Source organism: Bradyrhizobium sp. WSM1417 (assembly GCF_000515415.1).
Taxonomy (GTDB): domain Bacteria; phylum Pseudomonadota; class Alphaproteobacteria; order Rhizobiales; family Xanthobacteraceae; genus Bradyrhizobium.
Window position 1 is genome coordinate 4,580,859 of sequence record NZ_KI911783.1, and the last position, 13,119, is coordinate 4,593,977.

At 66.0% G+C, this 13,119-nt stretch carries 13 protein-coding genes and 1 pseudogene; 4 read left to right on the forward strand and 10 right to left on the reverse strand.

The genetic code is table 11. The features are described from left to right. Window positions 1-39: 39 nt before the first annotated feature. Window positions 40-717: a BA14K family protein gene (locus BRA1417_RS0122000; RefSeq protein ID WP_027517675.1), complete on the reverse strand. Its 678-nt coding sequence runs from the start codon at window positions 715-717 to the stop codon at window positions 40-42. A 246-nt stretch (window positions 718-963) separates the two neighbouring features. Here BRA1417_RS0122000 and BRA1417_RS0122005 point away from each other — a divergent pair, with 246 nt between their 5' ends. Further along, the gene (locus BRA1417_RS0122005) at window positions 964-1,371 is read left to right on the forward strand and encodes an NADH:ubiquinone oxidoreductase subunit NDUFA12 (protein ID WP_027517676.1); all 408 of its coding nucleotides are present in this window, start codon (window positions 964-966) and stop codon (window positions 1,369-1,371) included. Between the two features lie 361 nt (window positions 1,372-1,732). Here BRA1417_RS0122005 and BRA1417_RS0122010 read toward each other — a convergent pair whose 3' ends face one another. Together BRA1417_RS0122010 and BRA1417_RS40665 are read right to left on the reverse strand one after the other, a co-directional pair. Beyond that, on the reverse strand, window positions 1,733-2,380 hold the full coding sequence (locus tag BRA1417_RS0122010; RefSeq protein ID WP_027517677.1) for a glutathione S-transferase family protein: 648 nt from the start codon (window positions 2,378-2,380) through the stop codon (window positions 1,733-1,735). Window positions 2,381-2,526: 146 nt separating this feature from the next. Then, window positions 2,527-3,214 (reverse strand): annotated as a pseudogene (locus BRA1417_RS40665) (DJ-1/PfpI family protein). A 91-nt stretch (window positions 3,215-3,305) separates the two neighbouring features. Between BRA1417_RS40665 and BRA1417_RS0122030 the strand changes: the two are divergent. Together BRA1417_RS0122030 and BRA1417_RS44885 are read left to right on the forward strand one after the other, a co-directional pair. Continuing rightward, entirely contained in the window at window positions 3,306-4,247 is a 942-nt protein-coding gene (locus BRA1417_RS0122030) for a GlxA family transcriptional regulator (RefSeq protein ID WP_027517680.1), read from the forward strand. A 130-nt stretch (window positions 4,248-4,377) separates the two neighbouring features. Further along, a complete protein-coding gene (locus BRA1417_RS44885; protein WP_198034848.1) occupies window positions 4,378-4,554 on the forward strand; it encodes a hypothetical protein in 177 nt (58 codons plus the stop codon). 41 nt (window positions 4,555-4,595) lie between these two features. Here the strand turns inward: BRA1417_RS44885 and BRA1417_RS0122040 are convergent, their stop codons facing one another. Both BRA1417_RS0122040 and BRA1417_RS0122045 read right to left on the reverse strand, forming a co-directional pair. After that, a complete protein-coding gene (locus tag BRA1417_RS0122040) occupies window positions 4,596-5,612 on the reverse strand; it encodes a hypothetical protein (RefSeq protein ID WP_027517681.1) in 1,017 nt (338 codons plus the stop codon). Window positions 5,613-5,625: 13 nt separating this feature from the next. After that, the gene (locus BRA1417_RS0122045; RefSeq protein ID WP_027517682.1) at window positions 5,626-6,573 is read right to left on the reverse strand and encodes an alpha/beta hydrolase; all 948 of its coding nucleotides are present in this window, start codon (window positions 6,571-6,573) and stop codon (window positions 5,626-5,628) included. Between the two features lie 207 nt (window positions 6,574-6,780). Here BRA1417_RS0122045 and BRA1417_RS0122050 point away from each other — a divergent pair, with 207 nt between their 5' ends. After that, window positions 6,781-7,818 carry a DUF2155 domain-containing protein gene (locus BRA1417_RS0122050; RefSeq protein ID WP_027517683.1) on the forward strand — a complete coding sequence of 346 codons (1,038 nt, stop codon included), beginning with the start codon at window positions 6,781-6,783 and terminating at the stop codon, window positions 7,816-7,818. A gap of 37 nt (window positions 7,819-7,855) precedes the next feature. On the opposite strand, the gene aat is transcribed toward BRA1417_RS0122050, so the two are convergent. The 5 genes from aat to accC all read right to left on the reverse strand — a co-directional run bounded on the left by aat (window position 7,856) and on the right by accC (window position 13,117). After that, complete coding sequence (gene aat, locus BRA1417_RS0122055) at window positions 7,856-8,536, reverse strand: leucyl/phenylalanyl-tRNA--protein transferase (RefSeq protein WP_027517684.1); 681 nt, start codon at window positions 8,534-8,536, stop codon at window positions 7,856-7,858. Between the two features lie 49 nt (window positions 8,537-8,585). After that, complete coding sequence (locus BRA1417_RS0122060) at window positions 8,586-9,701, reverse strand: sensor histidine kinase (RefSeq protein ID WP_027517685.1); 1,116 nt, start codon at window positions 9,699-9,701, stop codon at window positions 8,586-8,588. Beyond that, window positions 9,698-10,138, reverse strand: coding sequence for a response regulator (locus BRA1417_RS0122065; protein WP_007609730.1), 441 nt, complete (start codon window positions 10,136-10,138; stop codon window positions 9,698-9,700). Before BRA1417_RS0122065 ends, BRA1417_RS0122060 begins: the two co-directional genes overlap by 4 nt. Beyond that, the gene (locus BRA1417_RS0122070; RefSeq protein ID WP_027517686.1) at window positions 10,135-11,652 is read right to left on the reverse strand and encodes a CHASE3 domain-containing protein; all 1,518 of its coding nucleotides are present in this window, start codon (window positions 11,650-11,652) and stop codon (window positions 10,135-10,137) included. Before BRA1417_RS0122070 ends, BRA1417_RS0122065 begins: the two co-directional genes overlap by 4 nt. A 106-nt stretch (window positions 11,653-11,758) precedes the next feature. Continuing rightward, entirely contained in the window at window positions 11,759-13,117 is a 1,359-nt protein-coding gene (accC, locus tag BRA1417_RS0122075; protein WP_027517687.1) for an acetyl-CoA carboxylase biotin carboxylase subunit, read from the reverse strand. Window positions 13,118-13,119: the final 2 nt, after the last annotated feature.

The following is a 13,119-nucleotide window of genomic DNA, read 5'->3' on the forward strand; positions in this document are numbered from 1 at the left end:
GCACCGCTGCGACGCCTTCTTCTTCAGTTGCAGGTCGTGTTACGGGCAGGGATGACGCTGGCCGTCATAGCCGAGATAGGTGCCCGACGCCGGATCGTAGGACTTGTAGCGCTGCGCGCAGTAGCCCGCGGAGTCGCCGCCGCTATCGGGGACCACGGCTACTGACGGCTCATCATAGTAGCTGTCGTCGCCATAGTAGTAGGGGTCGTTGTAATAGCCGCCGCCGTAATAGGCGTAGGATCCGAGGCCGCCGATCGCAGCACCCGTGGCGAAACCAGGCCAGAAGCCGCCGCCGTGACGATGATGCCAGTGACGACCACTCCAATTGCCGCTACCGCCCTGCCAGTTGCCGGCAGTCGCGACGCTGCGTGTACCGCTGTAGGACGGCGAGAAGGCCTGTCGGCTCGCGCCGCCTACGAAGCTCCCACCGCTGGGACGTACCGCTGCGCCGGCGGCGAAATTGCCACCGCCGCCGCCGATCCGCGCGCCGCCGAAATTGCCGCCGCCCATGCGGGCGCCGCCACCGCCAAAGTGAGCCCCGCCACCACCGAAGTGAGCGCCACCGCCACCGCCGCCGAAGTGGGCACCGCCACCTCCGCCGCCAATATGTGCGCCGCCTCCGACAACCGAGGCCCGACTTTGTGCAAAGCTCGGCGTCGCCAACGGGATAACCAACGCGACCGCCGCAGCCGTGCTCAAGACTTTCAGACTTTTCATGATCAAAACTCCTTTTCCCGGAAGCAAACCCCATGAATGGGCTGGAGTTCCTGGGATCACGGGGGTTTGCGTGCGAGGCAGGCTCTCATGGCGACGCTGTATCCGGCATGAACGGATCGCGTCCGATTTGCGGCAGCGTTCCGTGCCGGGAGACCGCATCCGCAGCGGGGCAGCGCCGCCCGCGCCGAACTGGACATTTCGACGTCCGGATGGCATCAGGACCCGACGAAGCAGGGCCCTTGCCGCATGAAACAATTCTTCCTCAAGTTCTTCACCTGGTGGAATGGCCAGACGTTTGGCACCCAACTCTGGACCAAGCGCTACGGCGAGCTGGTCGGCCAGGACGAGCAGGGCAACCTCTATTATCGCACCCGCGGCGGGGTGATCGACCCGGCGCTCGGCTTCGAGCGGCGCTGGGTGGTCTATAACGGTTACGCCGAGGCCAGCCGTATTCCGCCGTCCTGGCACGGCTGGATGCATCACACCGTCGACGTGCCGCCGACGCAGGACAACTACCAGCCGCGCGAGTGGGAAAAGCCGCACCAGCCCAACCTCACCGGCACGGCCAACGCCTACCGTCCCTCGGGCTCGACGCTCGCCAGCGGCAAGCGGCCGAAGGCGACCGGCGACTACCAGCCCTGGACGCCGAGCTAGGCTTCCGATTCCCGTCTCAACCCTTGTCGTGGGAGTGGATGCACCCGCATCCGCCTCGCGCTGCTGTGGACAGCGGGAACAGCGGGGATGAGTCCTGCGCGGGCATTGCAGCCACGCGGGCGATGCGGCTCAATGGTCGCATCTTACGGAGATGGGAGACCATCGCGTTCGGTTCGGGCAACAGTTCGCGACTGTCCCGAAATGCAGCGGCCGCCGACCAGGACTCGATCGGGAGATAGGCCCCCGGTCTGGAAGCTCCAAAATCGCCCGATGAAATGTGCAGCCGCCGTAAGACAGGAAAGGCCGCTCGGGAAACCGGGCGGCCTTTTTCTTTGATCTGCTTTTCGGCTGGCGCGGCCTCTCAAACATAAAGCCGCGGTGAGTTGCCGACCGGCATCATCTCATAGGGCGCCTTCCAGCCAGGCAACGCGGCGACACGCCGGCGCCAGGCATCAATGGCCGGAAAAGCCGCGGCAAGATCGAAACCTGTCTCCTCGGTTGGATAGTACAGGTAACCCAACAGGGAGAAGTCGACGATGGTCGGCCGGTTGCCCAGCATGAAGCTGCGGTCGGAGAGGTGCCTGTCCACGATCGCGAAGGCGCTTTCGGTCCGGGCTCGCAGATAGGCGAGCACTGCGGGATGAGCGGGCTCCGGCATGAAGCAGCGTTGAAACCGATGCTGGGCAAAGCTCGACGTGAATTTGTGGTTGTCGAACAGCAGCCAGCGCGTCGCCTCGAATGCTTCCTCGCGCGTCGGGCCGAACATGTCGTGAGTCTCGGCAAGCCAGGCCAGGATCGCACCCGACTGACTCATTCGCCGGCCGTCGGCCTCGAGGACGGGGACTTCGCCCATGGCGTTGGTTGCGGTCCGCCAGTCCGGTGTGCGGGTTTCGCCGCCGGCGAAGTCGACGCCGACCGGCTCCCAGTCGAGGCCGGCGCAGTTGAGGAACAGCGCGACCTTGAAGGAATTGCCAGAAGCTCCGACGCAGTGCAGCCGGTATCGCGTCATGCTCAAGTCCTCCCGCGCGCCCGACCGGATGGAGGTGCAGGAGCGCGACGTAGATTGTCGCGAAGAGCTGCTGACAGCGTCGTGTCAGCAGTGCGGGTCTATCGGGGCTATAAAGCAGCGCCGCGTTGGGGACACGCCGGCGGAGGCTACATCATCCGCTCAGCCGCACGCTTCACCGCCTCTAGCCGCCGCGCCTGGCCCTGCGCGCCACGCTCTTTCAGCAGCGCCAGCACCTCGGCGGGCGCGGTATCGGGCGAGCCTGCGTTGAACGGCGGGGCCGGATTGTATTCGAGCTGAAGCTGGATCGCCTCCGCGGTGGTGCGATCGACCATGATCGACACCAGGGTCAGCGCGAAATCGATTCCCGCGGTGACGCCGCCGCCGGTGATGCGGTTGCGGTCGACGCAGACGCGCGTCTTGGTCGGCGTCGCGCCGAACTGAGCCGAGCATCTCCATCGCGCTCCAATGCGTGGCGGCGCGGTAGCCCCTCAGGAGGCCGGCGGCGCCGAGCGCCAGCGATCCTGTGCAGACCGAGGTGACGTATTTGGCGCCCTCGGCCTGCCGGCGCAGGAAACCGAGCACCTCCTCGTCATTGAGCAGATCGTTGGTGCCGCCGCCGCCGGGCACGCAGATCACGTCGAGCTGCGGACAGTCGGCGAAGGTCGTGGTCGGCGTCAGCGTCAGCACGGAATCGCTCGGCACCGGCTCGATCCGTTTCCAGATCAAGTGCAGTTTTGCGCCCGGGACGGAGGAGAACACCTGCAAAGGGCCCGTGAAATCGAGCTGGGTGACGCGCGGAAACACCAAGAGACCGATCTGGAGCGGGGATGACATGAGAGCCTCCAATTATGAGCTTGACGGACGCAGCCTGTCATGATGCCCTTCCGTCCAAAATGGCATATTTCCCTCGCTTTCGGACATGACCATGATTGGCATCCTGATTTTCCCGGACTTCCAGTTGCTCGATGCGGCCGGCCCGATCTCGGTGTTCGAGATCGCGGCGCGCTGCACGGGCAAGACGACGACCGGGATCCGCGTGCTGGCGGTGAACGCGGGGCCCGTGCGCAGCTCGTCCGGCGTCGAGATGATGGCGCGCGACTTCAAGTCGGCGAATGCGATCACGACGCTGGTCGTGGCGGGAGGCGCGGGCGTAACGGACGCCGCGCGCTGCGAGGTGACGCGCGCCTTCGTGCAGCGGCTGGCGCGGCGCGGCGTGCGGGTGGCGAGCGTCTGCTCGGGCGCCTATGTGCTGGCCGAGGCGGGATTGCTCGACGGCCGCCGCGCCACCACCCATTGGGGACGCACGCGGGATTTCGTCGCGCGCTATCCCAAGGTGAAGTTCGAGCCGGACCAGATTTTCACGCGCGACGGCGATGTGTGGACGTCGGCAGGCATCACGGCGGGCATCGACCTTGCGCTCGCGATGGTCACCGAGGACCACGGCGAGCAGATCGCGCAGGACACTGCGCGGCAGCTCGTGCTCTATCATCGCCGCAGTGGCGGCCAGTCGCAGTTCTCGTCACTTCTGGAATTGAAGACGCCGAACGGCCGCTTCGGCGTGCTGCTGTCCTGGGCGCGCGAGAACCTTGACGCCCGCTTGACGGTCGAAGATCTCGCCGACCGCGCTGGCATGAGTGCGCGGCATTTTGCCCGCGCCTTTGCCGCCGAGACCGGCACGACGCCCTCGAAGGCGATCGAGCGATTGCGCATCGAGGTCGCGCGCGAGCGCGTGCAGTCCTCGCGCGAGGCGATCGAGCTCGTCGCGGAGGCGACCGGTTTCCGCGATCCCGAGCGCATGCGGCGCGCTTTCATCCGCGCCTTCGGCCAGCCGCCCCAGGCGCTGCGGCGCGCGGCAAGGGCCGGGTAGGGAGACTTCATCGATTTTGAGAGGCCGCTTGAGCGGGTGAGCAGACTTGCATATTCCCCGGCCTTGCGTCACCCGTTGCAGGCGATCAGTACAACACGTACCGTCGCTGATCCCGATGCAAGGAACCCCAATGACTGATCGAGAAAAGATTCTGATTGCCCTTCGCGAAAAACCTCTGAAGACTTTCGACATCATGAAGCGCGTGAACATCAAGAACCAGGACGACTGCCAATCGCTCCTGTTGAAGATGCGCGACGAAGGCGCCGTGAAGTTCGATATTCACAAGGGACATTGGCGCGCTGCGTGACGACATTCGCTTGGTCACCAGCGGTTGACTTGCGGATTGGTTCAGCCCGATGCAGCCTTGCCGCCGGTCGCCGCGGCGCCCAAGGCCTGTGCGCGCGCCGTCAAGCGCCGCGCGATCGGCGTCAGCATGTAGGGCGCCAGGTGAATGGGAAACTGCGTCATCGCGAAGTAAAGCCAGGTGGTGGGCGGCAGCGCGCCGGCGGTCGCGGCGAGCATCAGGCCCAGATTGCGCTGTGACACCATCAGCCCGAGCGCCAGCGCGCGTTCATAGCCGATGCGGCGGAACAGCAGCGTGGTCACAGCGAGCAGCGTGAAATAGATCGCGAAGGCGAGAGCTGCGAAGCCGAGGGTGGAGACCGGTCGGGCGACGAGATCGCTCGCGACGTCGCCCATGATCGCGGTCGCGAAGACGAGCAGGATGACGATGTTGAAGCCGTCGATCGGCTGCCTGTGGCGCTGGATCGCGGCCGCGCCGAAGATCTGTCGGAGCACGGTCGCGGCCAGCAGCGATGCGGCGAGGATGCCGAGCAGCTTCAACCCGAGCGCAGGCGGCGAGATGCTGAGCATGTCGCCGAGGAACAGGCTCGCGAACAGCGAGGCCGTGAACGGCACCAGCGCGGTCGCGCTCACCAGCGTGACCAGCACCAGCGTGGCGTCGAGGCCCATCAGCGCCGCCAGCGCCGGCGCGGCCATCATCGGCGAGGCCATGCTCTGGAGCATCAATGCGAGCGCAAGGTCGGGCGCGCGCGCCGTGAGCCCGGTGACATGGACGATCAGCCCGACGATCACAGGCACGCCGATCATGGTCCAGACGGTCGCGGTCCCGACCAGCGCCGGCCGGCGCAGATGGCCTGAGAGCGCGGCGAGATCGACCCGCATGAAGGAGATGCAGAGCAGAACGAAGATCGCTTCGGTGACGTAGGGGCGCAGCAACGCCCCGAGCGACGGCACCGCGAGCGCGATGAATACGACGGCGGCCACCGCGCGGGTGCCTTGGCCGCCAAGCCATGTCAGCCCGCGCAGGGGGAGGGCGAATATGCTTTGAAGAACGGGCGGCATCGGGAACGGCGTTTCAGCCCAATCCTTTCAGCCACGCGCCGATCTCGCTCACGGCGACATTGGCCTCTCGCAGCAATTTTCCCATCGTGATGAAGCCGTGGAACTGACCGGGATAATGCTTGGTAGCCACGGGGACGCCGGCCTGCTTCAGGCGCTCGGCATATTCGTCGCCTTCGTCGCGCAGGGGATCGGCACCGGCGGTGAGCACATAGGCCGGCGGCAACCCGGCCAGGTTTGTTGCCCGTGCCGGCGAGGCGCGCCAGTCGTGGATATCGGCGGCGCCGTTGAGATAATGGTCGCGGAACCAGCGGATCACCGAATGCGTCAGCAACACGCTGGTCTCGGGTTCGCGGTGAGAGCCGTGCGTCATGGCGAAATCGGTCGCCGGATAGATCAGCAACTGGCCCGCGACCGCGGGACCGTTGCCGTCGTGCGCGGCGAGCGCGACGACTGCGGCGAGATTGCCGCCGGCGCTGTCGCCGCCAACCGAAAGCCGGGAGGCGTCGATGCCGAGCTCGCGCGCGTTGGTGGCGACCCATTTGGTCGCGGCGATCGCGTCATCGGTGGCGGCGGGGAATTTGTGCTCGGGCGCGAGGCGGTAATCCACCGAGATCACGATCAGCGCGCCGGCGTCGGCGAGCTGGCGGCAGACGACGTCATGGGAATCGAGATCGCCGATCACCCAGCCGCCGCCGTGGAAGAACACCAGCGCCGGGGACAAACCATCATGCCGGCGCGGCTCTTTCGGAACATAGAGGCGCGCGGGAATGGCGCCGTGCGGTGCCGGGATCGATAGCGGCGTGACGCGCGCGAGGTCCGGTGGCTCGGGATTGGTCGCAAAGCGCGCCTGCGCGTAATAGGCCCGCGCTTCCGGTGCGGTCAGGGTCTCGTAGGCGGGCCGGCCGGCCTCCTGGAAGGCCTTGTAGACGGCGGCGGCATCGGGATCGAGCACGACGGGCATGGGGGAGTGACCTTGCGGGTTTCGGATTGTTCGTTGGACGTCGTTTTCGGGGGCGATGCCCGCCTGACCCCTGAGAGGAGTGCTCGACTATCCCATCCGGGGGCCGATCTGGCCAGACCGGGCCGGGAAGGGCAGGGATGCCGCCCTTCCCCCGCCGTATTCGCCGTGTTAACCGGATGGCCTGCGAGCGGCGGTATCCCCTGTAGAATGTCCAGCAAGCCCGATTCGCTGTTGAAGCCGCGCGAGATGTTTCGAACATTTACCCTGACAGGCCTTGCGGCGCTTCTGGCCGCCACCGCACTGACGGCTGCGACGCCGGCGCAGGCGCAGATCGGCACGATCTTCTCCGATCCGCCGCCATTGCGGCCGCCCGGCACCATTCCGCGTGGCCAGCCCCAACCGCAGCCGCAGATCCCCGACGACGACGAAGAGGTGCCGGAGCTGCCGCCGCAGGGCCGTGTGCTGCCGTCGCGTCCGATGGCGCCGCCGCCGGGCCGGCAGGGCAATGTGATGCCGGGACCGGTCGAGACCCAGCCTCTGGCGCCGCCGCCAGGGTCTAGCGCCGCTCCGCCAAACCAGCCGCCGTCCGTCGCGGTCGCTCCACCCAATCCGCAAGGCGCGCCGGGTCAGCGCCAGCCGCAGCAGAAGGGCGGGCCGGGCGGCGCAGTCCCGCAGACGCCGGCGAGCCTTCAGCCGGGCGACGAGGTGGTCACCGAGCCGCCGGCCCAGAAGATCGTGAACAAGAAGGCGACCTTCTCCGGCCTCGACAAGATCACTGGGCGCATCATCAATTTCGACGAGGAGATCGGCGAGACCGTGCAGTTCGGTGCGCTGCGCGTCAAAACCGACGCCTGCTACACGCGGCCGGCGACCGAGGCCGCCAACACCGACGCCTTCGTCGAGGTCGACGAGATCACCTTGCAGGGTGAGGTGAAGCGCATCTTCTCGGGCTGGATGTACGCGGCAAGTCCGGGCCTGCACGGCGTCGAGCACCCGATCTACGATATCTGGCTCACCGACTGCAAAGAGCCGCAGCAAACGATTGCGACCGCGGCACCGGATCCCGGCACCAAGCCGGCACCACCGCCGCCGCCTGCCCAGAAGAAGGCTGCGCCGAAGCAGGTGCAGCAGCGTCCGCCGCAGCCGCTGCCGCCGATCCAGCAGCAGCAGCCGGCACCGCCGCCGCCACCTCCGCCGCCCGAGCAGCGGCCGGGTCTGTTCGGTATCCCCGGGTTTGGCCGCTAGGCCAAATCTCCGGGGGGTTGGCCGCTAATATCCCTGATTATTGGCGCGCGGCGATGATCTCGAGCGCGCGTGCACCCGGGATCGCTTCACCGGCGGAGAGCCTCAGGAAATCGCCGGGCTCGCCCGCGAGCGCCTTGTCGAGCAGCGCGGTGTAGCGCCGCCGCGAAATCTCGGCCGCGCCAAAACTCTTCAGGTGCTCCGTGACGTATTGGGTGTCCAGCAGCTCGAAGCCGCCATGGATGAGCCGCGCGACCAGATGAACCAGCGCGACCTTGGATGCATCGCGCGCGGTGTGGAACATGCTCTCGCCGAAAAAGGCCCGGCCCAGGCTGACGCCGTAAAGCCCGCCGACGAGGTCCTCGCCCTGCCAGGCCTCGACGCTGTGGCAATGGCCGAGCTCGTACAGCCCACCATAGAGGTCGCGGATGCGCTTGTTGATCCAGGTGTCCTCGCGCCCCGCCTGCGGCGCGGCGCAGCCGGCGATCGTGGCCTTGAAGGCGGTATTGACGGTCACACGGAATGCATCCGAACGCACGGTGCGCGCGAGCCGCGAGGCCACGCGAAATCCGTCGAGCGGGATGACCCCGCGCAACTCCGGCTCGACCCAGAACAGGGTCGGATCATCGGCGCTTTCGGCCATCGGAAAGATGCCGCAGGCATAGGCGCGCAGCAGCACGGCTGGCGTGATTTCAGACGGGGCAGAGTCGCGCGAAGTCATGGCTCGCCATAATAGCAGGATCGCAACGCGGTTGCGATGGGCGTGCGGATCAGTTCGCTGCGGCAGCAGCCGGCTTGCCGGCGGCAGCCGGTACGCGGCGGAACGTCAACATGATGCGGGTTCCGGAATGGGTGGGGTCGCGCTCGACCGAAGCGTCGAGCTTGGTGGCCATGGCTGCGACGATGCGCTGGCCCATGCCGGTGGAGCGCGGATCGGCCTTGACGTTGTCGCCGACGCCATCGTCGCTGATCGACAGCAGGAGATCGTCGCCCTGCGAGGTCAGCTCGACATGGATCGGGCCGGCGCCGTCAGGGTAGGCGTATTTCACCGCGTTCATCACCAGCTCGTTGACGATGATGCCGACGGCGACCGCACGGTCCGGATCGATCTCGATCGGTTCGGCCTTCAGCGTCAGGCGCGACATCCGGTTGCCCTCGGCCGAACGCCTGAGATCCTCGAGCAGCGAATCCAGATACTGGTTTAGGACCACGCTCTTCAGATCTTGGGAGGTGTAGAGGCGGCGGTGCACCTGTGCGACCGCGGCGACGCGGCCCATCGCGTTGGTCAACGCAGCCTTGACCTCGTCCTGCGCAGCGGAGCTTGCCTGCAGATGCAGCAGGGAGGCGATGATCTGCAGCGAGTTGCCGACGCGGTGGTTGACCTCGCGCAACAGCAGCTCGCGTTCGGCTGCAAGAGCAGCGTAGCGGTCGCGCGAGGCGTGGATCTCGGCTTCGGCTTCCTCGCGCGCCTTCTGCAATTCGGCCTGGCGCAGCGCGCCCTCGGCCGCGACGTGAAGTAGGGGGATGAAGTCGCCCTTGACGTCCTTGACGAGATAATCGGCCGCGCCCGCTTTCAGCGCCGTCACCGCGATGCTGGAATCCTGCGACGCCGTGACGAAGACCACCGGCGGCGCGCCCGGTATCGCCATGATCTGCTCCAACGTCTCCAGTCCGTCGAGGCCGGGCATGTATTGGTCGAGCGCGACGACGTCGATACCGCCGTCAATGCTGTCCTGCGCGCCCGCGCGGCGGATGAGCTCGAGGCCTTCCTCGCCGCTCGCGGCGTGAACGACCTTGTAGCCGCGCCGTGTCAGGCCGCGATCGACCAGGCGCGCAAGCGCCCCGTCGTCGTCGATGTAGAGCAGTGTGGGCATGCGCTGGTTCATGGGGCGGCGGGCGGGACCTGGATGACCGAGAAGAACAAGCCGAGCTGCCGGATGGCATTGGCGAAATTCTCGTAGTTCACGGGCTTGGTGATGTAGACGTTGCAGCCGAGCTCGTAGCAGCGCTTGATTTCCTGGGAATCGTCGGTGGTAGTCAGCACCACCACGGGCGAGGCCTTCAGATATTTGTTCTCCTTGATCTGCTTGAGAATGTCGATCCCGGTCATGTCGGGGAGGTTGAGATCGAGCAGGATCAGGAGCGCATTACCTTTCTGAACGAGCCCGCTGCCGTCGGGTCCGAACAAATGTTTCATCGCGTCCGTGCCGTTGGCAAAGGAGATGATCTCGTTGTTGACGCCGGATCTTCGGATGTTCCGCTCGATCAGCCGCGCGTGCCCTTCGTCGTCCTCGATCATGATGATGCTGACGGGTTGAGTCATTGATCCGCGTTCCGGTTGCTGGCGTTCCAGGTGATGGGCAGCGTGATGGTGAAGGTGCTGCCCGTATTCAGTTCCGATGATACCGACATGGTGCCGCCGAGGCGACGCACAAGTGCACGCACATGCGCAAGACCGATGCCCTGACCGGGCTTGTCCTGGGTTCCGGCGCGGCGAAACAGGTCGAAGATCCGCTGGTGGTCCTTGGGGTCGATGCCGCGGCCGTTATCGCTGATCTCGAAGATAGCGTAGCCGAGCTTGGTGCGCCCGCGAATTCTGATTTCACCGGGGACGCCGGGCTTGAGATATTTGATGGCGTTGTCGATCAGATTGGAGAAGATCTGCTCCAGCGCCAGGCGGTCGCTGACGAGATTGGGCAGGGGTGCGACATGGATCTCCGCCTGCGCCTCGGCGGCCTGATGCGCCAGCGTCGATACGATCGCTTCGATCAGCTCGGCGGTGTCGATCTTTTCCGGCTGGAACTCGCGCCGGCCCTCGCGGGTGAGATTGAGGATCGCCGAGATCAGGCGGTCCATCTTGGCGATCGACGACTTGATGAAGCCCAGCGCTTCGGAGAAATCCGCTGAAAGCTGCTTGTCGGGACCTTCGAGCGCGATCTCGCCGTCCGGCAGCGGCGGCCCGTCGGCCGGGACATGGGTAAGGGTGCCGATACGGCGAAAAATGTCGCCGCCGAGCTCTTCGAGCTCGCTGGTGAAGCCCATGATGTTGACGAGTGGCGAGCGCAGGTCGTGGCTGACGATATAGGCAAAGCGCTGGATCTCGTTGTTGGCTTCGCGCAGATCGGCCGTACGTTCGTCGACCACGCCCTCCAGATTGACATTGGCATCGCGCAGGCGCGCCTCGGCATCGTCGCGGGCGCCGGCCGAGCGCCGCACCAGCCAGATCGAGATGAGGGCCAGCAGCACGACGAGGCCGCAGCCGATGCCGGTCATCGACGCGGCCAGGGTCTGGCTGCGGTCCGAATTGACCGTTCGGAGCCGGAACAGCCGTTCTTCTTCCTGGATCATCCCGGTCGCGACATTGGCGATCGCGGCCGTGGTGTCCGTGGAGGCGATCTCGCGGACCAGCGCTGCGGCCTTCTCCGGCTCGCCCCTCCGGATGAAGTCCATCTCCTGCGCGAACTGGCCGAGCCTGGTCTCGATCGCCGCGCTCAGCTTCTCGATGCTTTGGCGTTGCTCCGGATTGTCGCCGATCAGGCGCGTGAGCCTGTCGAGAGCCGGGATGATGGCCGCGACGGCCTTGTCATGGTCGAGCTTGAAATCCTCACCTTGTGTCAGAAGGTAGCCGCGAGCGGTGCTCTCGGCTCGGCGGATTTCCAGCAGGAGGGCGTTGATCTGGTTCTCCGCCTCGATGGTGTGAACCACCCATTTGCTGTCGTCTCTCGCCTTGTTGACGAGGTAGACGGAGCCGGCGCTGATCACGGTCAGCACCAGGAGTCCCGCTGCGAACAACAGGATCTGCCAAAATCTGCGCCGTCGCTGCGCGTCAGCGGTCACGACGGTCTCGCTCGATCAGGATTGCCGGACTTCAAAACGCCCCCTCGGAACTGTCCCCATCGTCCCAAACGCGATTGGGGCCAAAGGGTTCCATGGGCAGGGACGGCTACTTCGGGGCGGGCTCCGCCTTGCCGGCAAGATATTGTTCCAGCCAATGGATGTGGTAGTCGCCGTTGATAATGTCGTCTTCGCGTACCAGAGCGCGGAACAGCGGCAGGGTGGTCTCGATGCCCTCGACCACCATCTCGTCCAAGGCCCGGCGCAGCCGCATCAGACACTCGCCGCGGGTTTTGCCGTGCACGATCAGCTTGCCGACCAGAGAGTCGTAATAGGGCGGGATCGTGTAGCCCTGATAAACGGCCGAATCGATCCGCACCCCGAGCCCGCCGGGCGGGTGATATTGCGTGATGCGGCCGGGCGAAGGACGAAAGGTCTCCGGATTCTCGGCGTTGATGCGGCACTCGATCGCGTGGCCGATGACCTGGACCTCTTCCTGCTTCGCCGGCAGGTCGCCGCCGGCTGCGATGCGGATCTGCTCCAGCACGAGGTCGATGTCGGTGATGCTCTCGGTGACGGGATGCTCGACCTGGATACGCGTGTTCATCTCGATGAAGTAGAACTCGCCGTCCTCGAACAGGAATTCGATCGTGCCGACGCCGAGATATTTCATCTCGCGCATCGCCTTGGCGCAGGTTTCGCCGATCTTGGCGCGTGCAGCCGCGGTCAGCACTGGCGAGGGGCCTTCCTCCCAGACCTTCTGGTGGCGTCGCTGCAGCGAGCAGTCGCGTTCGCCAAGGTGAATCGCGCCGCCGCGGCCGTCGCCGAGGATCTGGATCTCGATGTGACGCGGCTTCTGCAGATATTTCTCGAGGTAGACGGAGGCATCGCCGAAGGCGGACTTGGCTTCGTTGGCGGCCGTCGACAGCGCGACCTGAAGATCGGTTTCGCTCTCGGCCACCTTCATGCCGCGGCCGCCGCCGCCCGCCGCGGCTTTGACCAGCACGGGGAAGCCGATCTTCCTGGCGATCGCCATCGCGTCGTCGTTGGGGCCGACCCCTCCGTCGGAGCCGGGCACCACGGGAATGCCGAGCTTCTTGGCCGTCCTCTTGGCCTCGATCTTGTCGCCCATCAGGCGGATGTGCTCGGCCTTCGGGCCGATGAAATGCAGATTATGCTCGGCGAGGATTTCCGCGAAGCGCGCGTTCTCCGACAGGAAGCCGTAGCCGGGATGCACGGCATCGGCGCCGGTGATCTCGCAGGCCGCGAGCAGCGCGGGCACGTTGAGATAGCTGTCCTTGGACGCCGGTGGTCCAATGCAAACGCTCTCGTCCGACAGGCGCACATGCATGGCGTCGGCGTCGGCGGTGGAGTGCACGGCGACGGTCGCGATCCCGAGCTCCTTGCAGGCCCTGAGGATGCGAAGGGCGATCTCGCCGCGATTGGCTATGAGGATCTTGTCGAACATGG